At 62.1% G+C, this 24,548-nt stretch carries 24 protein-coding genes; 8 read left to right on the top strand and 16 right to left on the bottom strand.

Annotation, left to right across the window (positions count from 1 at the left end; genetic code table 11):
• Positions 1–573: 573 nt before the first annotated feature.
• Both ACRCYW_RS07450 and ACRCYW_RS07445 read left to right on the top strand, forming a co-directional pair.
• Positions 574–927, top strand: a complete 354-nt coding sequence (locus ACRCYW_RS07450) for a hypothetical protein (RefSeq protein ID WP_438549494.1) — start codon at positions 574–576, stop codon at positions 925–927.
• 44 nt (positions 928–971) lie between these two features.
• On the top strand, positions 972–1,166 hold the full coding sequence (locus ACRCYW_RS07445) for a hypothetical protein (RefSeq protein WP_438549493.1): 195 nt from the start codon (positions 972–974) through the stop codon (positions 1,164–1,166).
• 252 nt (positions 1,167–1,418) lie between these two features.
• On the opposite strand, the gene ACRCYW_RS07440 is transcribed toward ACRCYW_RS07445, so the two are convergent.
• Both ACRCYW_RS07440 and ACRCYW_RS07435 read right to left on the bottom strand, forming a co-directional pair.
• Positions 1,419–1,580: a hypothetical protein gene (locus ACRCYW_RS07440; RefSeq protein WP_438549492.1), complete on the bottom strand. Its 162-nt coding sequence runs from the start codon at positions 1,578–1,580 to the stop codon at positions 1,419–1,421.
• Between the two features lie 121 nt (positions 1,581–1,701).
• Positions 1,702–2,448 (bottom strand): metallophosphoesterase, encoded by a 747-nt coding sequence (locus ACRCYW_RS07435; RefSeq protein ID WP_438549491.1) that lies wholly within the window; start codon positions 2,446–2,448, stop codon positions 1,702–1,704.
• Between the two features lie 233 nt (positions 2,449–2,681).
• Here ACRCYW_RS07435 and mprF point away from each other — a divergent pair, with 233 nt between their 5' ends.
• Together mprF and ACRCYW_RS07425 are read left to right on the top strand one after the other, a co-directional pair.
• Positions 2,682–5,237, top strand: a complete 2,556-nt coding sequence (gene mprF, locus ACRCYW_RS07430; protein WP_438549490.1) for a bifunctional lysylphosphatidylglycerol flippase/synthetase MprF — start codon at positions 2,682–2,684, stop codon at positions 5,235–5,237.
• Positions 5,238–5,341: 104 nt separating this feature from the next.
• Positions 5,342–6,040: an AcvB/VirJ family lysyl-phosphatidylglycerol hydrolase gene (locus ACRCYW_RS07425; RefSeq protein WP_438549489.1), complete on the top strand. Its 699-nt coding sequence runs from the start codon at positions 5,342–5,344 to the stop codon at positions 6,038–6,040.
• A gap of 127 nt (positions 6,041–6,167) precedes the next feature.
• Here ACRCYW_RS07425 and ACRCYW_RS07420 read toward each other — a convergent pair whose 3' ends face one another.
• Genes ACRCYW_RS07420 through ACRCYW_RS07410 form a run of 3 tightly spaced genes read right to left on the bottom strand, consistent with a single transcriptional unit; the run spans position 6,168 to position 8,977 of the window.
• Complete coding sequence (locus ACRCYW_RS07420; protein WP_438549488.1) at positions 6,168–6,938, bottom strand: ABC transporter substrate-binding protein; 771 nt, start codon at positions 6,936–6,938, stop codon at positions 6,168–6,170.
• 45 nt (positions 6,939–6,983) lie between these two features.
• Entirely contained in the window at positions 6,984–7,817 is an 834-nt protein-coding gene (locus ACRCYW_RS07415; RefSeq protein ID WP_438549487.1) for a carbon-nitrogen hydrolase family protein, read from the bottom strand.
• Between the two features lie 8 nt (positions 7,818–7,825).
• Positions 7,826–8,977: a methionine aminotransferase gene (locus ACRCYW_RS07410; RefSeq protein ID WP_438549486.1), complete on the bottom strand. Its 1,152-nt coding sequence runs from the start codon at positions 8,975–8,977 to the stop codon at positions 7,826–7,828.
• A 114-nt stretch (positions 8,978–9,091) separates the two neighbouring features.
• On the opposite strand from ACRCYW_RS07410, the gene ACRCYW_RS07405 reads away from it, so the two are divergent.
• Positions 9,092–9,982, top strand: a complete 891-nt coding sequence (locus ACRCYW_RS07405; protein ID WP_438549485.1) for a LysR family transcriptional regulator — start codon at positions 9,092–9,094, stop codon at positions 9,980–9,982.
• Between the two features lie 150 nt (positions 9,983–10,132).
• Here the strand turns inward: ACRCYW_RS07405 and ykgO are convergent, their stop codons facing one another.
• Positions 10,133–10,258 (bottom strand): type B 50S ribosomal protein L36, encoded by a 126-nt coding sequence (gene ykgO / locus ACRCYW_RS07400; RefSeq protein ID WP_005300174.1) that lies wholly within the window; start codon positions 10,256–10,258, stop codon positions 10,133–10,135.
• Positions 10,255–10,524: a type B 50S ribosomal protein L31 gene (locus ACRCYW_RS07395; RefSeq protein ID WP_438549484.1), complete on the bottom strand. Its 270-nt coding sequence runs from the start codon at positions 10,522–10,524 to the stop codon at positions 10,255–10,257. Before ACRCYW_RS07395 ends, ykgO begins: the two co-directional genes overlap by 4 nt.
• Before the next feature lie 250 nt (positions 10,525–10,774).
• Here ACRCYW_RS07395 and ACRCYW_RS07390 point away from each other — a divergent pair, with 250 nt between their 5' ends.
• Positions 10,775–11,023 carry a DinI family protein gene (locus ACRCYW_RS07390; protein WP_438549483.1) on the top strand — a complete coding sequence of 83 codons (249 nt, stop codon included), beginning with the start codon at positions 10,775–10,777 and terminating at the stop codon, positions 11,021–11,023.
• 208 nt (positions 11,024–11,231) lie between these two features.
• Here ACRCYW_RS07390 and ACRCYW_RS07385 read toward each other — a convergent pair whose 3' ends face one another.
• The 5 genes from ACRCYW_RS07385 to dcuC all read right to left on the bottom strand — a co-directional run bounded on the left by ACRCYW_RS07385 (position 11,232) and on the right by dcuC (position 17,681).
• Positions 11,232–12,053 (bottom strand): DUF2927 domain-containing protein, encoded by an 822-nt coding sequence (locus ACRCYW_RS07385; protein ID WP_438549482.1) that lies wholly within the window; start codon positions 12,051–12,053, stop codon positions 11,232–11,234.
• 20 nt (positions 12,054–12,073) lie between these two features.
• On the bottom strand, positions 12,074–12,577 hold the full coding sequence (locus ACRCYW_RS07380; protein ID WP_438549481.1) for a M48 family metallopeptidase: 504 nt from the start codon (positions 12,575–12,577) through the stop codon (positions 12,074–12,076).
• A gap of 161 nt (positions 12,578–12,738) precedes the next feature.
• Positions 12,739–14,382 (bottom strand): hypothetical protein, encoded by a 1,644-nt coding sequence (locus ACRCYW_RS07375; protein WP_438549480.1) that lies wholly within the window; start codon positions 14,380–14,382, stop codon positions 12,739–12,741.
• Between the two features lie 172 nt (positions 14,383–14,554).
• Entirely contained in the window at positions 14,555–16,204 is a 1,650-nt protein-coding gene (locus ACRCYW_RS07370) for a bifunctional metallophosphatase/5'-nucleotidase (RefSeq protein ID WP_438549479.1), read from the bottom strand.
• 124 nt (positions 16,205–16,328) lie between these two features.
• The gene (dcuC, locus tag ACRCYW_RS07365) at positions 16,329–17,681 is read right to left on the bottom strand and encodes an anaerobic C4-dicarboxylate transporter DcuC (protein WP_438549478.1); all 1,353 of its coding nucleotides are present in this window, start codon (positions 17,679–17,681) and stop codon (positions 16,329–16,331) included.
• Between the two features lie 314 nt (positions 17,682–17,995).
• On the opposite strand from dcuC, the gene ACRCYW_RS07360 reads away from it, so the two are divergent.
• Positions 17,996–18,592 (top strand): DUF922 domain-containing protein, encoded by a 597-nt coding sequence (locus tag ACRCYW_RS07360; RefSeq protein WP_438549477.1) that lies wholly within the window; start codon positions 17,996–17,998, stop codon positions 18,590–18,592.
• Positions 18,593–18,676: 84 nt separating this feature from the next.
• On the opposite strand, the gene mnmC is transcribed toward ACRCYW_RS07360, so the two are convergent.
• Entirely contained in the window at positions 18,677–20,695 is a 2,019-nt protein-coding gene (mnmC, locus tag ACRCYW_RS07355; protein WP_438549476.1) for a bifunctional tRNA (5-methylaminomethyl-2-thiouridine)(34)-methyltransferase MnmD/FAD-dependent 5-carboxymethylaminomethyl-2-thiouridine(34) oxidoreductase MnmC, read from the bottom strand.
• A 90-nt stretch (positions 20,696–20,785) separates the two neighbouring features.
• Here mnmC and fabB point away from each other — a divergent pair, with 90 nt between their 5' ends.
• Complete coding sequence (gene fabB, locus ACRCYW_RS07350; RefSeq protein ID WP_438549475.1) at positions 20,786–21,997, top strand: beta-ketoacyl-ACP synthase I; 1,212 nt, start codon at positions 20,786–20,788, stop codon at positions 21,995–21,997.
• An 87-nt stretch (positions 21,998–22,084) separates the two neighbouring features.
• On the opposite strand, the gene ACRCYW_RS07345 is transcribed toward fabB, so the two are convergent.
• From ACRCYW_RS07345 to ACRCYW_RS07335, 3 genes are all read right to left on the bottom strand, one after another.
• Positions 22,085–22,579 carry a GNAT family N-acetyltransferase gene (locus ACRCYW_RS07345; protein WP_438549474.1) on the bottom strand — a complete coding sequence of 165 codons (495 nt, stop codon included), beginning with the start codon at positions 22,577–22,579 and terminating at the stop codon, positions 22,085–22,087.
• A gap of 103 nt (positions 22,580–22,682) precedes the next feature.
• The gene (locus tag ACRCYW_RS07340) at positions 22,683–22,997 is read right to left on the bottom strand and encodes a DUF4377 domain-containing protein (protein ID WP_438549473.1); all 315 of its coding nucleotides are present in this window, start codon (positions 22,995–22,997) and stop codon (positions 22,683–22,685) included.
• A 94-nt stretch (positions 22,998–23,091) separates the two neighbouring features.
• On the bottom strand, positions 23,092–24,378 hold the full coding sequence (locus ACRCYW_RS07335; RefSeq protein ID WP_438549472.1) for a citrate synthase: 1,287 nt from the start codon (positions 24,376–24,378) through the stop codon (positions 23,092–23,094).
• Positions 24,379–24,548 lie beyond the last annotated feature (170 nt).

The following is a 24,548-nucleotide window of genomic DNA, read 5'->3' as shown; positions in this document are numbered from 1 at the left end:
TATGGCCGGCGTTGCTGATTTTAATTGTCACCCCTTGCGCTTGTTGAAAGTTTGTCTTCGGAGCGTTAGCCATCTCCCAATGATGGTCAGGGTCTTACCGACCCTGGCCTTTTTGTTTCTAGCTGCACCTAGTGCGGGCTTTGTCGTTTCTGGGAGGAGGGATTAGCAAAGAAGGAGGGGTAGCTACGGCCGCAGTGGTTTCAGGGATGGTTAGACCACTATAGTCGCGATGTGTGACCGTGCTGCCGAGCGACTCTATAACAACGCATAGAGTCGGTTTGCCCCCATTCTGGATCAGTGGGTTGAAGAAGGTAAGCGGAAGCGAGCTCTATGAGTACTTGAGCCAAGATGAGTTATAGCGACGCACTACCGACGAGACAAGTTCTAAGCCTGGCTGGTTGTCCAGGGTGTTAAAACTACCTGATTGACCCACTTGTTTTTGCAGCGATGGGAAAGTGACAAGCGCGGTTTTCCCCCAGGTGGCGTGACGCGCTTTATCGCCGAGCTCTCTTGCTGTTTCCATGAGTCTCGGTGAGCCAACCTTGCTTCATTATCGATCATCACTGGAGTGTCATGACATTGATGCCAGGATCGGATCAGGTGGTCCTAGGGGGAGCGCTGTCAGCCGAGCGGGTTACGGAGCTGACCTCTTTACTAACCAAAGGTGCCTTGTGCCAAGAGGGTGAGACTTCACCGCTGGCGGTATTGACGGCATTGGCCATCCATATCGAGCAATATCGCCTAGATCGCACGTTACTGCCCGTCAACCAGTGGCGTGAGCAATTAATGATCGGTTCTGCCGACTTGCTGGAGGCAGATGCTGACTTTGAAGATCAGGATGCATTTCGCTTGTTGGCTTTACTGCTCGACAAGTTATTGCGTGGAGGGAGTGGCAGTCGTCAGGCCAAGCCGGATGGACAACGGTAAGCGTCATGGAGCCGAGGGTGTGACGGCCAGATCCCCGAATAGCGGTGCCGTGGTACGTGGGCCATGCCAGCTGGCTGGATGTGGTAGAAGCAGCCCTCTGGTGCTTCTGGCATGGTGACGATCTGGCGAGCGGTGAGATATTGATTGCCGTATTGCTGGAGCGGGATGAACTAGTACGGCTGGTCTATGATCTGTTAGTTGGTGCTTTCTACATGGATGAGCCCTACAGGCTCGGATGAGGTTGTTTGAATTCTGCAGCAAGTGATTTAAATATAACAGGAAAATGAACTTCTTCAGTTTATGTCCACGAACTTCTGCATGTTGTGTTTCAAATATGAAACAGCTGGACGGGTCTGGCTTGGCTCTATTACGACAAAAACGGGTGAAGTTCTGTCGGTTAAGTTGCTCGGACGAAGATTGTTACTATCTGTAGCAATGTCCATCAAATTTCACCACGTCCCAATTGTGTACCACTATCATCAGCGTTAGAGTCATAAACCTTTATAAATCAGTTTATTAAAAAAGACATATTGCAAAACGTGGAAGTAAAAGGTCAGCGCTTGGCCAGATTGTGCTGCGTTGCTCATGTTGTCCGGGATGAGGGGGCGCCGGGCGCCGGGGTGGATGGTGACGGGCACCACAGATGCCAGCATGGTAAACCATAGCGCAGGCAGATCGAAGCGCGGGCCGTCCGCCCGGTGGTTTAATAAGCTCCTGGGGAGGGGGCGAGAAGTCAGGGCTCTGAGCTCGCCGGTGCGGCAATGGCCGCACTGTTTATCGGGAGGCGCCTATGGTCACCGGGATCAGGCTGTGGAGATCGAGCAGGGTGAAGTAGCCGCCCTCCTGGGGATACCAGCCGCCGGTGTCGATGTAATAAACATTGCCGAGACGGGCAGGAGCCCCTAGCGGGGTATGGCCCACCACCAGGGCGACCAGGCCCTCGACGCCGCCCTCGTCCAGCAGCTCGATGCGGCGCCGTGACCAGAGGCAGACGTTCTTGATGGCCCGCAGCTGGCCACCGCTCACCCCGGTATCCAGCTTGTCCAGCAGGCCCTGCCAGTTGGAAGACGGGCAGTCGGCATGCAGCAGGCCGACGGGCCCGGCCTGGGTCTGCACCTCGATGGCGAGGGGCAGGGCGCGATAGCGCTCGGCGAACCTGGCCTGCTCGGCCTCGGTCAGTTGCTGGAACCAGCCCCCGCCGTTCTGGATCCAGTTGTCCAGATCGCAGCTCTGGTAGCGGCAGACGTAGTCGTCGTGATTGCCGCAGACAGGGTGGAACCAGGGTTTGGCCAACCATGAGAGCACTTCGGTGCAATCGGGCCCGCGATCGGTCAGATCGCCGACGGAGAAGAGGCGATCCCGGGTGGGATCGAAGCCGACTCCCTCCAACGTTTGCTGCAACAGCGCAAAATAGCCGTGGATATCGCCAACGGCGAGATCCCGTCCCAGGAGGTTCTGGGAAAAACGTCTGACAAGCCCCGACTCGTTCATCTCACCCTCCTTGTCCATGCTCATCGGCATCTGGCTCGCTTTTCTCTGCCTGTACATAAGGTTACAGAAGATGGATGGCACTCACCAAGGAGTCGGTGGTAAATCATAGGGCCATCGGTGGTTTGCCGCTGGATAGCCCCGGCCAGGGGGGAGGGTGAGCCCCGTCTTGTTCTCATTTGGGCTATATTTTTCCACCCTGTGGTTTTTTGCCAGTAGGCTCAATGGGGTGTTTTCATTATTTTCATCTGCCACAGGAAGCTGGAATGCGGCGTTCATTGTTAGTCTGGATTGGCCCCCTGTGCAGTCTGCTGCTGCTGGCGGCCGCCCTGACCGTGTTGTATCACCTGACCGAGTCCTGGCATTGGCACGACATCCGGCTGGCCATCTGGTCACAGCCCCTGCCGCAACTGGCAGGGGCCCTGCTGCTGACCCTGCTGAGCTATGGTTGCCTCTGCGGCTATGACTGGCTGGCGGTGCGCATGCTCGGCAAGCCCCTGCCCTGGCAGCAGGTCGGGATGACCTCCTTCATCGCCTACACCTTCTCCAATACCCTGGGCTTTGCGCTGCTGACCGGCTCCTCGGTGCGCTATCGGCTCTACTCCTCCCTCGGGCTCGGCACCACAGAGGTGGCGCGCATCATCCTGCTCTGCTCCATCACCTTCTTCCTCGGCCTGCTGGCCTGGGGGGGCGTCTCCCTGTTGCTCGGCCAGGCCAGCACCCTGCTGCCGGGCTGGCCGCTCTGGGCCGACTGGTTGTTGCAAGGGGCCGGAGCCCTGGCGCTGCTGGCAGTGCTGGGCTATCTGCTGTGGCCCGGATCCGCGCTCAGCTGGCGTGGTCATCAGCTGGTGCTGCCCAGCCTGAAATACAGGTTGCTGCAACTGCTGATCGCCCTGCTCGACTGGATGGCCGCCGCCGCCGTGCTCTATGTGCTGCTGCCAGCGGATAGCATGCCCTATTCCGTGCTGCTCAGTGCCTTCGTGCTCTCCAGCCTGCTCGGGGTGCTGGCCCATGTGCCGGGGGGAATAGGGGTGTTCGAGGCGAGCATGAGCCTGCTGCTCGTCCAGTACCTGCCGGCGGACAAGCTGCTGGCCTCCCTGCTGCTCTATCGCTGTGCCTATTACGTGCTGCCCTTCCTCTGCGCACTACTGCTGTTTGCGAGCCAGGAGGCGTTGCAACAGAGGGCTCGCTGGCAGCGGCTGCAGGGGATCATGAACGCCATGCGGGAGTTTCTGCCCGCCCTCATCAGCCTCGGCACCTTCGCCGCCGGCACCCTGCTGCTCTGCTCCGGCATGGTGCCGACCATGCGAGTGCGCATCGAGGCCATGTTGCAGCTGTTGCCACTGCACTTGCTGGAGCTCTCCCACGTGCTCGGCAGCGTTAGCGGCGTGCTGCTGATCCTGCTGGCTCACAGCCTCTATCGGCGCCACGATGCCGCGTTTCGGATCACCCAGTGGCTGCTGGCGCTCGGCATGCTCTTCTCCCTGTTCAAGGGATTTGACTGGGCGTCCATCCTGCTGCTCGGGGCCTTCCTGCTCATCATTACCCCCTGCCGGCCGCTGTTCTATCGCAAGGGTTCCTTGCTCCATGCCCAGTTCACCCCAGGTTGGCTGATGTCGGTGGGGGCTGTGCTGCTGGGGGCCCTCTGGTTGCTGCTCTTCTCCTATCGCCAGGTGGAGTATGACCATAGCCTCTGGCTCAACGTCTCGGCCCATGGCCCGGGCGCCGCCTCCCGCGCCTTGCGGGCCATGGGAAGCGTCATCGCCGTGCTGGCGGTGGTCGGGGTGGCCCAGTTGCTGGCGCCCTTGCGGGTCTCGGGCAACAAGCCGAGCAAGGAGGAGCTGGCCCGTGCCCAGGCGCTGGTGCTGCGGGAGGGGGGAGGCCACGGCTATCTGGCACAGCTCGGCGACAAGTCCCTGCTGTTCCATCCGAGCGGCGAGGCGTTTCTGATGTACGGGGTCGAGGGCAACAGCTGGATAGTGATGGGGGATCCCATCGGGCAGGGCGGTCTCATCGAGGAGCTGCTGTGGCAGTTTCGCGAGCGGTGCGACGAGCACGACGCCAGTCCTGTGTTCTACCAGGTGTCGGCCCGCTACCTGCCGCTCTACCTGGATCTGGGCCTCATTCCGTTCAAGCTCGGGGAGGAGGCCATCGTCGATCTGCATGAGTTCGATCTCGCCGGCAGCCGGTTGCGCAACTTGCGCCAGAGCCATGCCAAGGGCAAGCGGGAGGGATTGTCGTTCGAGGTGGTGGAAGCCGGCCAGGTTGCCGCCTTGCTGCCTGAACTCAAGGCCATCTCGGATACCTGGCTTCGGAGCAAGCAGGGCAAGGAGAAGGGCTTCTCGGTGGGCAGCTTCGAGCCCGACTACCTCACCCTGAGTCCGGCGGCCCTGGTGTGGCACGGGGGCTTGGTGGTGGGCTTTGCCAACCTCTGGGTCAGCGACAACAGGGAGAGCCTCTCCATCGATCTGATGCGCTACGGCCTGGACACGGGCACGGCCCCCATCATGGACTTTTTGTTCGTCGAGCTGCTGTTGTGGGGCAAGGAGGAGGGCTATGAGAGCTTCAACCTCGGCATGGCGCCCATGTCCGGCTTCAACGATCACCCCTTAAGCGGTTACTGGGCACGGCTCGGCAATACCCTGTTCACCCGGGGTAGCCGCTTCTACAACTTCCAGGGCTTGCGGCGCTACAAGGAGAAGTTCTCCCCCGACTGGGAGCCTCGCTACCTGCTCTGCACCAGCCGGTTGACGCTGCCCAGAACCCTGACCCACCTGATCTCCCTGATAAGCCGTGGCCCGTTTGGGCTGATGAAGAAGTAGGAGTGGACCATGAGCGCCTCGTTGTTACTGCCAGTGTGTTGTTTCTTTCCCTTATCCACGAGCGGGCCTGTGTGCTGGCTTATCAAGATTGACGGGAGTGGGTCATGAGAGCCTGGTTATTACTGTTGTTGTGTTGTGCGTTTCCACTCCTGGCCGCCCCCTCGTCAGTGAAAACGGATCTGGGGCTGGTGGAGCTGCCGGTGACACAGGCCTCGTCGGCCCCCATGGTGGTGTTTATGAGTGGCGATGGGGGGTGGGCTGCGCTCGACAAGGGGCTCAGCACCGAGTTGCAGCGCCACGGCATGCCGGTAGTGGGCTGGAGTTCGCTCACCTATTACTGGAAGAAGAAGACGCCGGAGCAGGCCACCGCGGATCTGGTGCGGATCCTCTCGGATTATCAGGCCCGCTGGGGGCGCCAGCGCTGGCTGCTGGTGGGCTTCTCCTTCGGGGCCGAAATCGTGCCCTTCGTCATCAATCGCCTGCCGGATGCCTATCGCAGCAGCCTGGTGGGGGCCGTGATGCTCTCCCCCTCGACGGCATCGGACTTCGAGATCCACGTCAGCGACATGGTGGTGCACGACAAGGCGGGGAGCTATCCCACCCTGCCCGAGGTCAAGGCCATCAAGACCCTGCCGCTGCTCTGCCTGCAGGGGGCGGACGACGACTCCCCGGTGCGGCTCTGCCCGCTGCTCAAGCAGCCGAACGTCACCACGGTGACCCTGCCGGGCTCTCATCACTTTGACGATGACTATGGCTCGCTGTACCGGCACATCGTCACGCACCTCAAGCTGGATGCGGGTTGAGGCGTCTGAGGTTTGAGTGACCCTGGAGATCAATGACCAAGCGCACGAGCCTCGCTCGCCGTGATGAAGGAGAAAAGGGAGGGGGGCATGGTGCCTCCCTCCCTTGTCATTTGCCAGCCATGGGCACTCAGAGCAGATCTTCGAGCTGATACTTCTTGAGCAGCTGATCGAAGGTGCCATCCGCCTTGACGCTGTCGATGGCGGCATCGAACTGGCCCTTGAGCCTGGCGTCATTCTTGCGAAGCGCCACCGCGACCCCTTCACCCAGGATCTTGTCCTGAGTGCCGTTGAACTGGGGGCCGACGAAGGCGAACTGTTTGCCCATCTCCTTGTCGAGGAAGCCCACCTTCAACTGCACCATGTTGCCGAAGGTGTAGTCGGCGCGGCCGGACTGCAGATCCAGCATGGGAGATTGGGCATTGACGTATCGCTTGATGCTGGCCACCTCCCCGTAACGGGCCGTGATGAAGTTGTCCTGAGGGGTCCCCTCCTGCACGGCGATCACCTTGCCCTTGAAGTGGGCGAGATCATCCGTGAAGGTAGCGGCCTTGTCACTGCGCCCCACGAAGCGGTTCTGCATCATGTAGTAGACCTGGCTGAAGTCCACCTTCTGGCGCCGCTCGTCCGTGATGTTCATGGAGGACATGATGGCGTCGTACTTGCGCACCTGCAGGCCCGGCAGCAGGGCATCCCAGGGCTGGTTGATCACCTCGCACTCGGTCTTCATGGCCGCGCACAGGGCGTAGGCGAGATCCACTTCGAAGCCGCCGAGCTTGCCGCTGCTATCGATCATCTCGAAGGGGGGATAGGTGGCATCGGTGGCGATCACCAGGGGTTTGGCGGCGGCCTGGCCGGCGGTGGCCAGGGCCACCAGCATCATGGCTGTGTTGAGTTTCATGGTCAGTCCCTTGCAGTTGTGGTGTCTGTGGCGTCATGCCGATAGTCATGAGTTGTGTCGGCTTGTGGGGCCGACGGATATCTTGCGATGGTTGAGGGCCGGCAGTTGGCTGCGCACCTTGCGCTGGGCGGCCAGATCCAGGGTGGCGATGGCCATGCCCTGACCCTCTTCCACCCAGGCCAGCACCCGGCCCCAGGGATCGATGATCATGCTGTGGCCGAAGGTGCGGCGCCCTCCCGGATGATGACCCCCCTGGGCGGAGGCCAGCACGAAGGCCAGGTTCTCCACCGCCCGGGCCCGCAGCAACAGCTCCCAGTGGGCCTCCCCCGTGGTGTGGGTGAAGGCGGCGGGCAGGGCGATAAGGTCGGGCGCAGGGCCAAGCCGAAACAGCTCGGGGAAGCGCAGGTCGTAGCAGATCCCCAGACGCAGCAGGCCCCAGGGCAGGGGATGGCTCACCACCTGCCGGCCCGGACTCATGGTGGCGGCCTCGTCGTAGCGTTCGCTATCGCTGCAAAAGCCGAACAGGTGCAACTTGTCATAGCGGCTGGCCAGTTGCCCTTGGGGGTCGATGAGCAGGCTGCTGTTGTGCATCTTGCCGGGCTCCTCGCTTGTTAGCGGCAGTGTGCCCGCCAGGATCCAGAGCCCGAGCTCCCGCGCCAGCTCTTGCGCCCAGGCGAGCAGGGGGTGAGCCTCCACCGGGGCGGCCAAGGCGACCCGCACCCGCTCATCCTCGGGCATCAGGTAGAAATACTCGGGCAACTGGGCAAACTCGGCCCCCTCGGTCGCGGCCTGGCGCAACAGCGCCTCGGCCTGCGTCAGGTTGTGGGCGAGATCATCCCCCGACACCATCTGCAACACGGCAACGCGTACGCTATCCATGGGGCCTCCTAGACGCCGCACAGGCGCTCGGCGCCCGCCAGCAGGGTGTCGTCGTCCTTGGAGAAGGAGAGGCGGATGACCCGCTGATCCGTGCCGTCGTGATAGAAGGCGGAGACGGGAATGGTGGCGACACCGTGATCGCGAATGAGCCGCTGCACGAACAGGCTGTCCGCCTCGTCGCTGATGCGCTCGTAGCTGGCCAGCATGAAGAAGCTGCCGGCGGAGGGCAGAAGCGTGAAGCGTGAATCCCTCAGGGCCGAGACCAGCAGATCCCGCTTGCGCTGATAGAAGGCGGCCAGCCCCTGATAGTGGGCGGGTTGTTTGAGCAGGTGGGCGAAACCGTACTGCATGGGGGTATCGGCGGCGAACATGGCGAACTGGTGCACCTTGCGGATCTCCTCCATCAGGGGGCGGGGGGCGACGCAGTAACCCACCCGCCAGCCGGTGACATGGAAGGTCTTGCCGAAGGAGAAGACGGCGACGGAGCGCTCCACCAGCTCCGGGTAGCGGATGACGCTCTGGTGCAGGGCGCCGTCGAACACCACATGCTCGTACACCTCGTCCGAGAGGATGACGATGTCGGTACCGCGCACCAGGCGGGCCAGGCGCTCCTGATCCCCCGCCTGCCAGGCGGTACCGGTGGGGTTGTGGGGGGTGTTGAGCACTATCATGCGGGTACGGGGGCTGATGCGGGCCGCGACCTCGTCCCAGGGAATGTCGAAGCTCGGCGCCTTGAGGGCGATCACCACGGGAGTGGCGCCCTGCAGCTGGATCATGGGGCGGTAACTGTCGAACGCCGGCTCGAACATGATCACCTCGTCGCCGGGATGGACCAGGGCCGTGATGGCGCAGAACAGGGCCTCGCTGGCGCTGGCGGTGATGGTGATCTCCTCGCCGGCATCGTAGGCGTGGCCGTAGCTGGTCGCTATCTTGGTCGCCAGCTGCTCGCGCAGTTCGGGCAAGCCGGTCATGGGGGCGTACTGGTTCTCCCCGGCCAGCATGGCCTCATGAGTGACCCGGATGAGGTCGGGATCGCAGGGGAAACTAGGCGCCCCCTGGGAGAGGTTGATGCTGGGGTGACGGGCGGCCAGATCACCGATGACGCTGAAGATGGTGGTACCCACCTGGGGCAGTTTGCTGAGAATGCGGGGGGAAGACATGGCGCCGTCACCTGAGTGTGTGGAAGATGCCTCTTTTTAGCCTCCCCAAGGCTTGCCGGACAACGGATTATTCGGCATGTTATGCATGAGTTTTTCTCAAGCATGGAGGCTTGAATGTTGACCAGCCCACCCCGCAGCCACCTTCCCCTCTACGGCTTGCAAGTATTCGAGTGTGCCGCTCGCCACCTTAGCTTCACCCTGGCAGCCGATGAACTGTGCGTGAGCCAGGGGGCGGTGAGCAAGCAGATAGCCCAGCTGGAGGAGCGCCTCGGCCATCTGCTCTTCCTGCGCGGTACCCGCTGCCTGAGACTGACCCCGGCCGCCGAGCGCCTGCTGCCCTTCGTCAGAGAAGGGCTGGCGCGCATGGGGGAGGGGCTCTGCGCCCTGCAAGCCCTGGCCCATGAGAAGGCCATCAGCATCAAGGTGCCCTCCTGCGCCAGTCGCTGGCTGCTGCGCCGGCTGCAAGCGTTCGAGGGGGACGAGGTCGAAGTGCGGGGCAGCCACAGCCACGGCATCGATTTTTCCCGTGAGTCCTTCGATCTCGCCATCGTCTATCAATCCAGCCAAGCCAGATATGCTCACAGCCAGCCGCTGTTTCGGGAGCGATTGACTCCCATCTGCGCCCCTGCGTTTGCGCAAAAACATGGCCTGTTCGAACGCCCCATCGAGGAACTCCCCCTGCTGTCCCTGCTCCATGCCAGCACGGACAGGCGGGATTGGCGCAACTGGTTCGCCGCTTTTCTCGACACGCCCTGGCAACCTCAGGGAGGCCAGCTGTTCGATACCCTGGATCTCGCGATGAACGCCGCCCTGCAGGGGTTCGGCCTCTCCCTCGGCGATCCCACCATAGTGGCCGAAGAGCTGGAGAGAGGTACCCTGGTGGCGCCCTTTGATCTGGTGCTCGGCACGGATCACGAATATGCCTTGCTGGTGCGCCCCGATAACCAGCGTCCCGGCGTGACCCAGGTCAGCCACTGGTTGCAGGGCCGCCATCCAGGCTCATAACCTTATGGCCGCAGTGAGAGAGGGGGAATGGCTCATGCCACGGCATGACGCCATTGTGATGAGGGAAGAGAAGAGGGGTCACCCATGAGTGTAATCCTGAGTGGCCTGGAATGGCCACTCCCGGCCAGGGGGCCGGGAGTGGGGCAGGACTCAGCGCTGACGGGCCTTGAAGCGCGGATTGCTCTTGCAGATCACGAACAACTTGCCGCGGCGACGCACAATCTGGCAATCCGGATGGCGTGACTTGGCGGATTTCAGGGAGGAGAGCACTTTCATGATTTTTCTTTTCCTCTGTTCATGAACTGACCGAAGCGCTGGCCGAAGCGGGCTACCTGTCCCTCCTTGCCAACCTGTTTCTGCTTGCCTGTATAGAAGGGGTGGGAGGCGCTGGACACATCCAGCGTCACATAGGGGTAGGTATTGCCATCTTCCCACTGCTTGGTGCGATCGGTCTTGAGGGTGGAACCGATCAGGAAGTGGGTATTGGTGGTCAGGTCGTGAAACAGAACCTGGCGGTATTCGGGGTGGATATTGTGGCGCATGACTTGCCCTGTGATGTTATGTTATAACACTCGCATGTTGCGACAGATGAGAATCAATATCAACACTTTTCTGATGTGGAGGGCGTTGTTCCTTGAGGCGAAGTGATCAGCTGGAGGAATACTCGGCCTGGGAGGCTGACAGGGCTAGCGACACACAGCTTGGTGCACCCGCATGAGAGGGTGATGAGGGGACTTTACTTTTTCATTTTACTGTATAAAAATACAGTTAACCATCATGGAGAAGTATCCTATGCGTCTGGAAATCATCATCGACAAGAAACATCAGATCCCCACCTCGACCATGGAGGCGCTGCGCCAGGAGCTGCTCAAGCAGCTGGGTGAGAAATTCCCCGATCTGCATGTGCGGGTGGCCCCGGGCAGTGCCATGGCGCTGACGGTCAGCCGTGCCAGCAAGGAGGATAAGGAGCTGGCAGAAGCCATGGTGCAGGAGGTGTGGGAGAACGCCGACAGCTGGATGCCGGAGGAGCAACACGCCTGATCCCCCAATCGCAAGGCAGAGGCAAGTATCCGCGCCTCTTGCGATGACAAAAAACGCAGCTCAGGCTGCGTTTTTTGTGGATGGCGTGGCGGCGCTCAAGCCGAAAGATGTGACTGACGACTGACGACTGACGACTGACGACTGACGACTGACGACTGACGACTGACGACTGACGACTGACAACTGACGACTGCTGGCATGGGATTGGTTAGAGCCCGGCCCAGCGTTTCAGACTCTCTATCTGTACCCGCTGATCGGCCTGGGCGATGTCGCCATTGGCTCGCAGGGTCTTGATGGCGGCGGGCAGGGCGGCCCGCACCTCGTCCACTGTCATGCCCGAGCGCAGGGCCGGGTGGTAGGCGAGCTTGAGCAGCACATAGTCGAGCCCGGTGGGGAAGCTGTCGATGCTGTGGTCGTTGAAGATGGAGGGGAAGACCTTGTCCGAGTCGTTGGGCAGTCCCATCACCTGGGTGAGTTCCTCCACCACGCAGTCCAGGAAGCGCCCCTTGTCCCGGCTGTAATCCACCGGAATGATGATGGTGGCACGGGCTATCTCAAAGCCGGGGTTGGTGGCGAAGTTGGCCAGGCAGATCCCCTCCTTGAGGGCGATCTTGACCGAGCCACCCTGGCCTATGGTGCGGTTGGCCCAGCTCGCCATCTGCTGATGGCGCGTCATGATGAGGGTGAGGTTGGGGTTGGTCTCCACCAGCTTGATGGGTTGGCCGGTGATCCTGGCCAGATGCTGGCTCTGCACCCTGACCACCTCGGCCTGCAGGGGCTTGTCGCCAAACTCGTTGATGAGCTTGAGGCGGATAGGGGTCTGCCATCGGGAGAAGCGGATCTGGGCCTCATGACCGTATTCGCGCTTCATGGCGACTTCCATGAAGCTCTGGATGAGGTATTCATCGCTCTGCCAGCGGGCGGCAGCCTGCAGGGGGAGGCCAGGCAGCCATGCCAGCCAGGCGGCGGCCAACCAGGGCCCTATCAGGTGGCGGGCGGATCGTTTGGAACTATGTTGCCATGGGAACATGTTGCCTCCTTGCAACCTGATCAGCCCTTGCTCCGCTCAAGGTCGCGCCAGGTGAGCCAGAGCCTGAGATCGAACTCCAGTTGATGATAGTCCGGTTCCATATGCTGGCAGAGCTGGTAAAAGCTCTTGTTGTGATCCTTCTCCTTCAGGTGGGCCAATTCGTGCACCACTATCATCTTCAGGAAGGCGGGATGGGCCTCCTTGAACAGGGCGGCGATGCGGATCTCGTTCTTGGCCTTGAGCTTGTTGCCCTGCACCCGGCTGACATAGGTGTGCAGGCCGAGGGCATCCTTGATCACGTTGATCTTGCCATCGAAGATCACCTTGGAGAGCGGGGCCGAGCTCTTGAGGTAGCGGTTCTTGAGCTCCATGGTGTAGGCCAGCAGCGCCTTGTCACTCTGGATGAGGTGTGTCTCCGGGTAGCGCTTGGCCAGCACCTCGCCGAGCTTGTTCGCCGCAATCAGCTGTTGCACCTGGGCCTTGAGGGGCTCTGGGTAGCCTCCCAGATAGGTCAGTTCCGCCATGGGTCCTTACTCGTCACATCAAAAAAGAGCGTCATTGTAATCATGACGCACCGGCTTGAACACAGCGGGTATCCTTAGCACTCTTTCTCGCCACTCATGACAAGGGCCGTCATCGTTGCCGATGACGGCCCTTCGCTCCATATCAATCAAAGCGTACTGGGTCAGCGCCGGCGATAGAGGCCGGGATCCACCTCTTCATAGCGCTCGGTGAGGTATTGATAGAAGGCGAGGCTGGAGGGGGAGCTCGGCTTTTTCAGCTCATCCGCGACTCGTTCCGGCTTGGCGATGATGAACTTGGGATCCTGGCGCTTGAGATCCGCCAGCACCCGCTCGCGCACGTCATAGGGCGGGTTGACGTTGGCGAAGAAGAGGTAGGCGGACGCCGGCTGGCGATCGGTCCAGAGGTAATATTGCGGCTGGATGCCGTCGACCCAGATCTTGTCGGCGGGCGTGGTCTCGGCCTTGATCCGATCGACCCGCACCTGGGCGGGCGGGTTGAACGGCTTGCCCTTCAGGTTGCCTTCCCAGGCGTTGTTGAGCAGCAGGGCCAGCATGGCGAGGGAGGCGAGCCAGGGGGTGGCGCTGCGCACATCCCAGGCGCGCCACAGGGGCACCAGGATCAGCACGGGCAGGGCCCACAGCAGGCTGTTGCCGAGCACTTCCCTCACTCGTTCAAGGGACCACTCCTTGGTGCTCCAGCCGTAGCCGAGCTGCTGAGCCAGCAGCCAGCTGGCGGTCAGCACCACCAGGGAGATGCAGAGCAGGCCGAGGAGATCGGACTGCTGTTCGCTGCGATCCAGCAGGCAGGCCAGCGGCAACAGGCCGAGCTGCAGATAAAGCACGTCGTAGTGATCGAACACATGGCCGGAGACAGAGTTGGCTACCAGGGTGAACAGCACCCCGAGCAAGGTGGCAGACAGGGCAGGCAGGTACCACTCCTGGCGACGGCTAAGCATCAGCAGGATGAAGGCGGGCAGCAGCATGACGAGGCCGGTGCGCAGCAGGCCGACGCTGCCGACCTCGGGGGAGAAGCCGTTGCCGTAGCTACCTTCGAAGAAGATGCCGAAGGCGTAGTACTGGAACTCGGCCAGCAAACCATGGTGCTGGAAGTAGGCAAACAGCGGGCCACCGACCAGAGCCAGCCCCAGCAGGCTGGAGAAGAGCAGGGCGAAGGCGCAGCGCCACTGCTCACGCAGGCACCAGGTGCAGAACAGCACCAGATACCAGGCCCCCCAGAAGGCGCCGTTGTTGGTGCGCATCCAGGCCACGATGGCGAAGGTAATGGCCGCCACCAGGGCGGGTCCCCAGCTGAAGCGCTTGTCCAGCAGCATGGTGATGAAGGCCCACTGGGCGATGAGGGCCAGATGGAATGTCCAGTCCTCTGTCATATTGCCGTAGTAGTAGCGGGTGCCGTAGAGCGCCAGCAGCGCCAGCATGCTGCCGAGGCGCGCCCGCAGGGAGAGGCCGAGCTGGGCGAAGGCCTGCCAGCTGGCGAGCAACCCGAGCCAGCACAGGACCCACTCCAGCAGCCAGATCCCGAAGAAGCCACCCATCCCGTAGCCCAGCGCATCGAGGGCGAAGATCATGGGGCCCTTGATGTCGATCATGTCCCGATAGAGCACGCCCCCCTCGCTCCACATCTTGCCCATCACGGCGAACAGCGAGGCGTCGAAGCCTGGTGCCATGCCATGGAACAGCGGGTTGCGCAGGCAGAACAGCAGCGCCATCAAGGCGGTGAGCAGGATCACCAGTGGCTTGAGCCCCGGGTTGTGGCGCTGTGGGGTAAAACGGATGGCGTGATTCATGGGTGACCTGTTCCTGCAGGGAAGACAAAAAGCGGGCCTATCTTGCCGAGCCTGATCGCCTGATGCAATGGGATAGGGAAATGTGTCTGAAATTATTTATAAAAGTACCGCTTTCAGGCAAGAAAGCGGTACTTCAGGCGAGGTTTTTAGCCGAATTTCGTGCGGGGCTGACTCAGCCGCCCTGATATTCCACCAGTGCCGGCAACGTGGTCAGGGATGGCAGATGGCGGGCCCAGCGGATAAAGGCATCTGCCAAGGTGATGCCGAGCTCCTGATTGTGCTGGGTCAGGGTGCGGGCAAGCGCCGTGTAACCCTCCTTGCCGGAGGCGGTGTAGGCGCTGGAGACGCCCCGATAGATGGCATCCGGCTCGACCGGCTGCCATTCGCCCGGGCCTGGTTCCCACTCCAGCCGGGTAATACGGCTCCCCTTGGGGTTCTCTGCCCGGTAGCTGAAACGCACCCCGGCGGTATAGGGGAAGCTGCCGTTGCCATTACCGATGACGCCGTTGTTGGTGGCGTTGTCGATAGCCCCCTCCAGCGCCTCGGCGAGCTCATGACCGTGAACCCGGTAGAGGGTCAGTGGAATGGCAAAGGGCAGCAGGCGCCCGGCGATGTCCGCCTCGCTCAGGGGGCCCGGTTCCAGGGAGCAGCGCACGCCCCCTGCGTTGTGCAGGGCGAAGTCCACCTGACCCACCTGCTCGCGGGCGGCTGCCAGCATGGCGCCGGCCACCAAAGGGGCGACCTGGCTGCCGGCGGGGTAGTCGGCATCGGGCAGGCGCTGGTGATGGAGCGGACCGGCGAGCCGGGTCACCACCCGCTGGCTCATGGTCTCGAGCTCGGGACGATAGCGTTTGGCCAGGATCTGCTCTATCTCGGGATCGGGCTCGCAGAAGGTGAGGCCTGCCGGCGGCGATGAATCGAAGGGCCAGGGCTGCCAGGGTAGCCACTCCAGCTGGCCGAGGCTGTGCCTGATCCGGCCGAACTCGTTGAACTCCAGCTCGCACACCCCGAGGCAGAGCGCGCTGTGGGCGGCGTGCAGGATGGCGACCCCCTCGACCATCAGGGGGTAGCTGCCTTCGCTCGCCAGCCCGAGAGGGGCGAGATCCCCCAGCTGGCTGTGGGTGTGACCGCCTATGATGAGGCTGAGCTCGGGGAAGCACGCCGCCAGCTTCTTGTCCTGCTCAAGGCCAAGGTGGCTCAAAAGGATGATGTGGCGGATCCCCTGGGCCCGGATCTCCCCAAGGGCCCGGGTGAGGGTCTCCTCGATGCCGAGAAAATGGGTGTGGGCGTCCGGGTTCGCGATGGCGGCCATCTGGGGCAGGGTGATGCCGAGCAGGGCGAAGGGGACGCCGCCGATGACCCTCAGGTGCCAGGGGCGGTTGGCGTCATGGAGCTTGGGCAGCCCCTTCAACCTGAGGGGGATGTCGCCCGGTTCCTGGCTGCTGTCGAGGTTGGCGGCCAGCACCGGGAAGTCGAGCTGGCGCAAGAACTCCACCAGGGGGCCGTTACCGAGATCGAACTCGTGGTTGCCGATCACCATGGCATCCGGGGCCAACAGGCGCAGCAGATCCGCGTTGGCCCGTCCCTTGAAGCGGTTGAAATAGAGAGAGCCCTGGAAGGTGTCGCCGCCGTGCAGGAAGAGGCAAGTCTGGCCGGCGGCCGCCGCTTGCTGGCGCAGGGCCTTGAGCCTGCTCAGGATGCGGGCGTAGCCGCCGCACTGGGTGCGCCACTCGGACTCGCCGACGGGAGAAAAGCGCATAGGGGCGCCGTCGAAATGGGAGTGGCAGTCACTGAAGTGGGCAAGTTGAACCGTAATACTCATTTCGGTCCTCCTTAGAGAAAAAGAGCACCGAGTCTACTCCAGGGGAGGGGGGAGATACCAGCCCGGCGGGCGCCGGGCTGGTGGCAGATCAGGCTGGTGCTTAAGCCAGCACTTAATCCAGTACTTAAGCGGGCACCAGGATCTGGGTGGCGAGGATCACCACCAGCAGGCCGACGCCCACCGGCAAGGAGGTGCGCTTGACCACCTCGAACGGCGACAGGTTGCCCATGCCCGCACAGGCGACCACCACGCCGGAGACCGGGGAGATGGTGCGACCCAGGTTGGAGGCCTGCAGCATGGGGATGACCAGATAGGCCGGGTTGACCCCGAGGCTGGTGGCCAGATGAGGGATCAGTTCCACAAAGGCGTAGAAGGGGGCATTGCCCGAACCCGTGGTGAAGGCGGCCAGGGTGGTGATGACCACCAGCACCAGCATGATGACGATGCCGCCGGTGCCAAAGCTCTGGGCGAGATCCAAGAGGTTTGCGATAAAGCCGAGCCCCATCAACCCCTGGGCGAAGACCCCGGCCCCCACCAAGAGCATGACAACGCCGGCGAAGGCGTCCGCCATGCTGCGCCAGCACACCTGCAGGCCGTCCAGTAGCTCTTTGCCGTCGCGTTTGCGCACCAGCTCCAGCAGGGCGGCCAGCACCAGACAGATGACGATGATGGTGACGATGTCGAGCTTGGGGCCGACCTTGCCGTCAAACAGCAGCACGCCGATGATGGGGGTGAAGGGCAGGATGGCGTAGAAGGCGGGGGCGTCCGTGATGAGATCGCTCGGCGCCACAGGCGCATTGTGTTCGCCGGACTTTCTGTCCAGATAGCGCTGCCAGAAGAAGTGGGTCACCGCCATGGCGGCGATGGCAGCCAGGGAGATCGGCAGGGTCAGCTTGAAGGCGAACTCGATGAGCTCCATGTTGGCCGCCTGGGCCGCCATCACCACGTCCCCGGAGGTGGGTGCCAGTATGATGGCAGCCGGGGAGGCGCACACCGCCGCCGCCGCGCCGCGGGAGATCCCCATGTTGACCATCAGCGGGAACAGGGTCGCCATCAGGAGTACTCCCAGACCGGTGGCCGAGCTCACCGCGAGCGACATGGCGCAGGCCACCAGGTAGGCGGCGACCAGCAGGATGTAGGGGGACTTGATGATGCCGAGGGGCTTGCTCGCGAGTTTCACCAGTATGGTATTGGCACCTATGTGACTCATGTAACCGGCGAAGCCGCACAGCACCATGATCAGCATGCCGAGGCCACCGCCACGGTCCACCAGCAGGAAGCGCACGAACTCGAACACGTCGGTAGCCACATGGCCGGTGGAGGTGACGCTGGCGGGCAGTACGGCCTTGCCCATCAGGGCCGTGATGGCCAGCAGCAGCAGGCCGCCGCTGAGCAGCACCCCGGTGGCGGAGTAGCCTTTGAATATGTAGCGACCCACGGCCAGGGTGACCAGGGTGCCGATAAGGAGTTCCATCATAGATTAAGTTCCTGAGTACGAGTAACGGTGGAGCCCGGGCCTGCCCGCGTTGACGCAGATCTGACCAGCTTTACCCTGCTCCGCAAAAAATCGTGCTGATTATTAGCTCGAAAGTAGTATTTTTCTTTGATCTATCTCCAGATCTTTCACTCTGCCCCCTGCCTGCGTGATCACATATTGCACATTTGCCAGGGCGGCGACGCGACAGCAGGTGACAGTCGTATCGATCGCGGGTAATCTCCATCTCTGAGTATTAATTCATTGATTCTTAATCGAAATTACGCCGGACTCACAAGGAGCAAGGCAGCGGACAGATGGGACTCTTCAGCAAGATTGGGATGGCGGCAACGCTGGCGTATGCCGCCTCATGCGGGGCACAGGCTTCCCATTATGCCGGTATTCGAGTGGCGCCCGACATCAAGGTCGACTTTCAGTTTTACAAGGTCTCCGGGCCGGATGTCGCCACCCTGATGCGCCAGATCGCCTCCTTGTCCCCCACCCAGGCGGACGGTTACATCGGCAAGGCGAGCTATCAGCTCTCCTGGCAGTTGCAGACCAGGCCAACGGCGGCACGCTGCGAGCTGGATCAGGCCAGCGTGACCGCCCGTATCCGGGTGCGGGTGCCGAACTGGATGGACAAGGCCAGGGCCTCCGCCGCCGAGCGCCAGAAGTGGGACAAGCTGGTGGCCGCCATGTTCGACTACGAGAGCCGTCACAAGGACATACTGCTGGAGAGCGTCAGCCAGCTTGGCATCCGGCTCACCCAGTTGCCGGTGACGCAGGATTGCGCCGCCCTGCAATACCAGGGGTGGCAACAGGGGCAGGCGGTGCTCGATCAGACCCGCACCCGTTTCGCCACCCTGGCCCAGCAGACCGACGGCGGTCGCAAGCTGGGGCTGATCTGGCGTTGAGCCGCAGCAAGGCTTAAAAAAAACGGGCTACCCAGGGGTAGCCCGTTTTCATTTGGCCGGCAGATTGTCGAGGGCGGATGCCCCTCAGTTCAGGGGCTTGCCCTTGAGCAGCTTGCGCACCCAGTAGCGGGCAGGGTGGAGGGCCTCCAGCAGATCGGCGGGCAGCGGCAGGGGGTCGCCGCAGATCTCGCTCGCGACCAGCTCACCACAGAGCGGCGCCGAGCAGAGGCCCCGGGAGCCAAGCGCCCCCAGCACATAGAGCCCCGTATGGAGGGGCAGGGAGGCCGCGTTATCGGGATCAGACTGCAGCCCGGCGTAGTGATCGGCAAGCCCTGCCAATCGGGCGACTGGCCCCGCCACCGGCAGATGATCCCGGCTGGCGCAGCGCACACCCACCCTGGCCTTGCCGCCGCTCACATCCACCTCGCGGGGCCAGATCTCATCCGGCAGGCAGGCCTGCAGCCGCGCCTGGTTTTGCACCTGCTCCTCGGCGCTATACCCCAGATCGGTCTGGTTGCGGCCATAGCTGGCGCCGATGCAGTGGGCGCCGTCGTGAGCCGGGGTGAGATAGCCGTCGTAACAGAGCACAGTCCTGAGCTCGCTTAACCGCGCCGTGGTCGGTACATGGCTCACCTGGCCGCGCACCGGGTAGAGAGGCAGCTCGGCGAAGGGGATGAGGGCGGGCAGCCGATGGCCGGTGGCCACCACCAGGTTCGGCGCCTGCCAGTGGCGGCCGTCACTGCTCTCCACCTGCCAGCCATCCGCCTGCTCATGGATGGTCGTGACTTCGGCGCCGTACGTTATCTGCAACAAGCCGCTCTGCATGGCCTCCGCCAGCGCCGCCCGGGTCAGGTCCGCCGGGCAGAGCCAGCCGCCCATGGGGTAGCCGACGCCGCCATGGCCGCAGGGCAGGCCGCACGCTTGCTCCACCCCGGCGACGTCGAGGGCTTGCATCAGCTCAGGCGGGAAAGGCCCTTGGCTCATCTTGGCGAGCTTGACGGCAGACTTGTCGTCGTAGCCAAGCTGCACCACACCACCGAGTTCGAAGGCGATGGGGTGGCGATCGCTCAGGGAGAGCAGCCGGTTTCTCGCATGGCCGAAGGCCAGGGAATAGAAGCGAGAAAGCGCGTCGTGCTCGCCGTTGAGCAGGGGATAGAGCGCCCCCTGGCGGTTGCCGGAGGCTCCAGTGGCGGGTTTAGCGTCTGCGCAGAGCAGGGTGACGGCCCGGCCCCGCTCCGTGAGGGAGAGGGCCGTCATGGCGGAGGCGATGCCGCCGCCGATGATGAGGGTTTCCCCCTCCCGGCCTGCCGGGCGTGCGTACCAGGGCGCTATGGTGCTGTCCGGGGTCTTCTCTTCCCGCATCCCCGCCAGCATCTCCCGCTTGCTGCCGTGGCCCTTCACCTTCTTCATGGCGAAGCCGGCGTCGATCAGACCGCGGCGCACGAAGCCGGCGCAGGTAAAGGTGGAGATGGTGGCGGCGGGGCGGGCGAGGCGAGCGAGGCCGTCAAACAGCTGCTGCGTCCACATCTCGGGATTCTTGGCCGGGGAGAAGCCGTCCAGATACCAGGCATCCACCAGCCCCTCTGCCGGGTGGGGCACCTGCGGCAGCGTCTCCTTGATGTCACCGAGCCAGAGATCGAGGCGGATCCGGCCGCCGGCAAACGACAGACGGTGACAGCCTTCGACCGGCAAGGGCCACTGGGCGATAAGCTCGCGGCTTAAAGGCGCGAGTTCGGGCCAGGCCGCCAGCGCCTTGCAGAGATCGTCCCGGGTGAGGGGGTATTTTTCGAAGCTGATGAAGTGCAGACGCGGGCAGCGGGCGGGATCGACGGCCTGTTCCAGAAACGCAGCCATTGTCGCCAGAAAGTTAAGACCGGTGCCGAAACCTGTTTCACCAATCACGAAACTGTCACTATCGTGGTGCGAAAATCGCTCTGGCAGGCGATTTTGCTGCAAAAAGACGTAGCGGGTTTCACTTAGACCGTTATCATTGGAAAAGTACACATCCCCGAACTCACTGGAGACTGGAGTTCCCGCTTCATTCCAGTCCAATCGGGCATGATGTAAGGATGTTTGACTCACGTTTTCCTCTGCTCGCGTCATAAAATCGCGGGCATTCTACGTGAAAGCAGACCAGTTTGGCAGCCGAAAGCGGGTAGACTCGGTGCCAGTTTTTCCAGACGAGATGAATTAATGAGAAGAGCAGTGATCACCGGTATCGGCGTCATCTCCAGTATCGGCAACAACAAGGAAGAAGTGCTGGCCTCCCTGCAAGCAGGCAAATCCGGCATCACCTATTCCGAGCAGTTTGAACAGTACAACCTGCGTAGCCGTGTCTGGGGTAACATCAAACTCGATCCGTCTGAACTGATCGACCGTAAAGTCATGCGTTTCATGGGTGACGCCGCGGCCTACGCCTATCTCTCCATGCAGCAGGCCATCGAAGATGCGGGCCTGGCAGAGGATCAGGTTTCCAACGAGCGTACCGGTATCGTCACCGGTTCCGGCGGCGCCTCTGGCAAGAATACCTCGGAGTCAGCGGACATCGCCCGTGAGAAGGGCGTCAAGCGTGTGGGTCCCTACATGGTGCCGCGCACCATGTCCTCCACCACCTCCGCCTGTCTCGCGACCCCGTTCAAGATCAAGGGTGTGAACTACACCATCAGCTCTGCCTGCGCGACCTCTGCCCACTGCATCGGCCACGCCTTGGAACTGATCCAGCTCGGCAAGCAGGACATCGTCTTCGCCGGCGGCGGCGAGGAGCTGGACTGGTCCTCCACCATCCAGTTCGACGCCATGGGTGCCCTGTCCACCAAGTACAACGACACCCCGGAAAAAGCCTCCCGCACCTATGATGCGGATCGCGATGGCTTCGTCATCTCCGGCGGCGGTGGCATCCTGGTGGTCGAGGAGCTGGAACACGCCCTGGCCCGTGGCGCTCACATCTACGCCGAGATCACCGGTTACGGCGCCACCTCCGATGGCTACGACATGGTGGCCCCGAGCGGTGAAGGCGCGGTGCGTTGCATGAAGATGGCGATGCAGGGTGTGGGCAAGGTGGATTACATCAACACCCATGGTACCTCCACCCCGGTCGGCGATACCAAGGAGCTGGAAGCGATCCAGACCCTGTTCGGCAGCGATGCCCCCAAGCTCTCCGCCACCAAGGCCATGACAGGGCACGCCCTGGGCGCCGCCGGTGTGCACGAGGCCGTCTACTCCCTGCTGATGCTGAAACACGGCTTCATTGCCCCCAGCATCAACATCGAGAACCTGGACGAGAAGGCCGTGGGCCTGCCCATCGTACGCGAGTACGAAACCGCCGACCTCAATACCGTCATGTCCAACAGCTTCGGCTTCGGCGGTACCAACGCCTCCCTGGTGTTCAGCAAATTCAAGGCTTGATGCTCGCACCGGGATAGAAAGTTGAAATAGAAACAGGCGCCGAAAGGCGCCTTTTTTATGGATCAGATCATCGCTCAAGGCGCCCCATCAAACGGGCTCGGTCAGCGGCAGCCGCATATAGACGGCCCCTTCACCGTACTCCGCCAGGGACTTGTCCGTGGTGGCGGGCACGAATCCCTGCTTGCGCCAGAAGGCCGGCGCATCCTGCACCGCCACCAGGCCCGCGTGTTCAAACCCCTCTTCACTGGCAAAGGCGAGGGCGGTGGCGAGCAGCCGCTGCCCCACCCCTATGCCTCGGGCCTCGCCGGCCACGGCGAGATCGTGCAGATAGAACTCCTCGCTGCCCGCGAGCCCCGGCATGCTGACCGAGAGGGGCGGGGGGCGACGGGCTCGCCAGGGGTGGCAGAGCAGATAGCCGAGCACCTTGCCCTGGCGCTCGGCGACCCAGCAACACTCCGGGGCCAGTTCGGCCTTGTTGCTCATCACCTCGAGGGGCTCGGGATCGAACTGGTGATAGCACTCGTGCTGGATCTTCATGATGGCGGGCCAGTCGAGAGCCCGGATGGTGCGGATGTTAATCATAACCTTTGACGCTGACGCAGTGAGTCAATCCATGACGGGAAGCCAGCTTAGCATAAGGTGCTGATTAATTGAACTGACATGGTCTATATGACGCCCATCCGACTCAGCGAACGGGGTCCTTGCTCACCACCTTGATCAGCTGGTAACGCACCGAGGAGGCGTCTGCCGGCACATCGGTCAGCTGCTCCTTGGTGACTTCCAGCTGATAGTTGTAGCCTGGCTCGAAGGTGAAGCCCTCGATCTGCTGGTAGAAGAAGCTCCAGCTCTCGCCGGGCTGGCTGCGTACCTGCATGCACTTCATGGGGGCGACACCGATGCAGTCGGCCAGCTGATCCTTGACGTAGAGGGTCTCGGTGGCCGGGGTGCTCTGGCAGGCGCTGAGCAAGAGGGTGGAACAGAGTAGCAGGGGGGCTTTCATCAGGGTCTCTCCTTTGTGCGAAAGGGCGCGATTAAAGCGGCAAATGAAAAGGCGGTCAATGACCGCCTTTGTAACAATTTATATCTGCGATGAATTAGCGCTGATCGAGGGGCGTGAATTCACGCTGTGCCAGGCCGGTGTAGAGCTGACGGGGACGACCGATCTTCTGATCAGGGTCGGAGTGCATCTCGTTCCAGTGGGCGATCCAGCCGATGGTGCGGGAGATGGCGAAGATCACGGTGAACATGGACATGGGGATGCCGATGGCCTTCATGATGATGCCGGAGTAGAAGTCCACGTTCGGGTAGAGCTTCTTCTCGATGAAGTAGGGGTCGGAGAGCGCGATGCGTTCCAGCTCCATGGCCACTTCCAGCAGCGGATCCTTGATCTGCAGCTCTTGCAGCACCTCGTGGCAGGTCTGACGCATGACCTGGGCACGGGGATCGTGGTTCTTGTAGACACGGTGACCGAAGCCCATCAGACGGAAGGGATCGTTCTTGTCTTTGGCCTTGGCGATGAACTCGGGGATGCGTTCCACGGAGCCGATCTCTTCGAGCATCTTGAGGCAGGCTTCGTTGGCGCCGCCGTGGGCCGGACCCCACAGGGAGGCGATCCCCGCGGCGATACAGGCGAACGGGTTGGCACCGGAGGAGCCGGCCAGACGTACGGTAGAGGTGGAGGCATTCTGCTCATGATCCGCATGTAGGGTGAAGATGCGATCCATGGCCCGCTCGACGATGGGGTTGACCTTGTACTCTTCGGTCGGCACGCCAAACATCATGTGCAGGAAGTTGCCTGCATAGGAGAGGGCGTTGCGCGGCTGCATGAAGGGCTGGCCGATGGAGTACTTGTAACACATGGCGGCCAGGGTCGGCATCTTGGAGAGCAGACGGAAGGCGCAGATCTCGCGGTGTTCCTCGTTGTTGATGTCGAGGGCATCGTGATAGAAGGCGGACAGGGCGCTGACCACGCCGCACATGACGGCCATGGGGTGCGCATCGCGACGGAAGCCGCGGAAGAAGAAGGCGATCTGCTCGTGCACCATGGTGTGGCGGGTGACCAGGCGTTCAAAGTCCGCATATTGGGTCTTGGTGGGCGCCTCGCCGTAGAGCAGGATGTAACAGACTTCGAGGTAGCTGGCCTGGGTGGCCAACTGGGCGATGGGATAACCACGGTGCAGCAAGACACCCTGATCTCCGTCGATGTAGGTGATGGACGACTTGCAGGATCCGGTGGCCATGAAGCCGGGGTCAAAGGTGAAGTACCCTTGAGCACCCAATTTTCTGACGTCGATGACATCGGGTCCGACAGTACCGGACAGGATCGGCAGTTCTACCGGCTCTTTTCCGGGCAAGTGTAGGGTGGCTATTTTATCAGCCATAGCACGTCTCCTTTGCTCTTTTATAATTTGGTTCCAGTCCTACTCTATTACGACTTTCATAACGCTGGCAAAGGTTCTTACCCGTACCACGGCGGCTGGAGCGCCTTATTTGAACCAGAGATCGATGGCTTTGTCAATTTTACTGGATGATCATTAATGACTTGTTAAAG

The organism is Aeromonas sp. (assembly GCF_051657805.1).
In the GTDB taxonomy this organism is placed as follows: Bacteria; Pseudomonadota; Gammaproteobacteria; order Enterobacterales; family Aeromonadaceae; genus Aeromonas.
The sequence above is the reverse complement of the archived record's forward strand: the minus strand, read 5'-3'. Positions and strand labels throughout refer to the sequence as shown.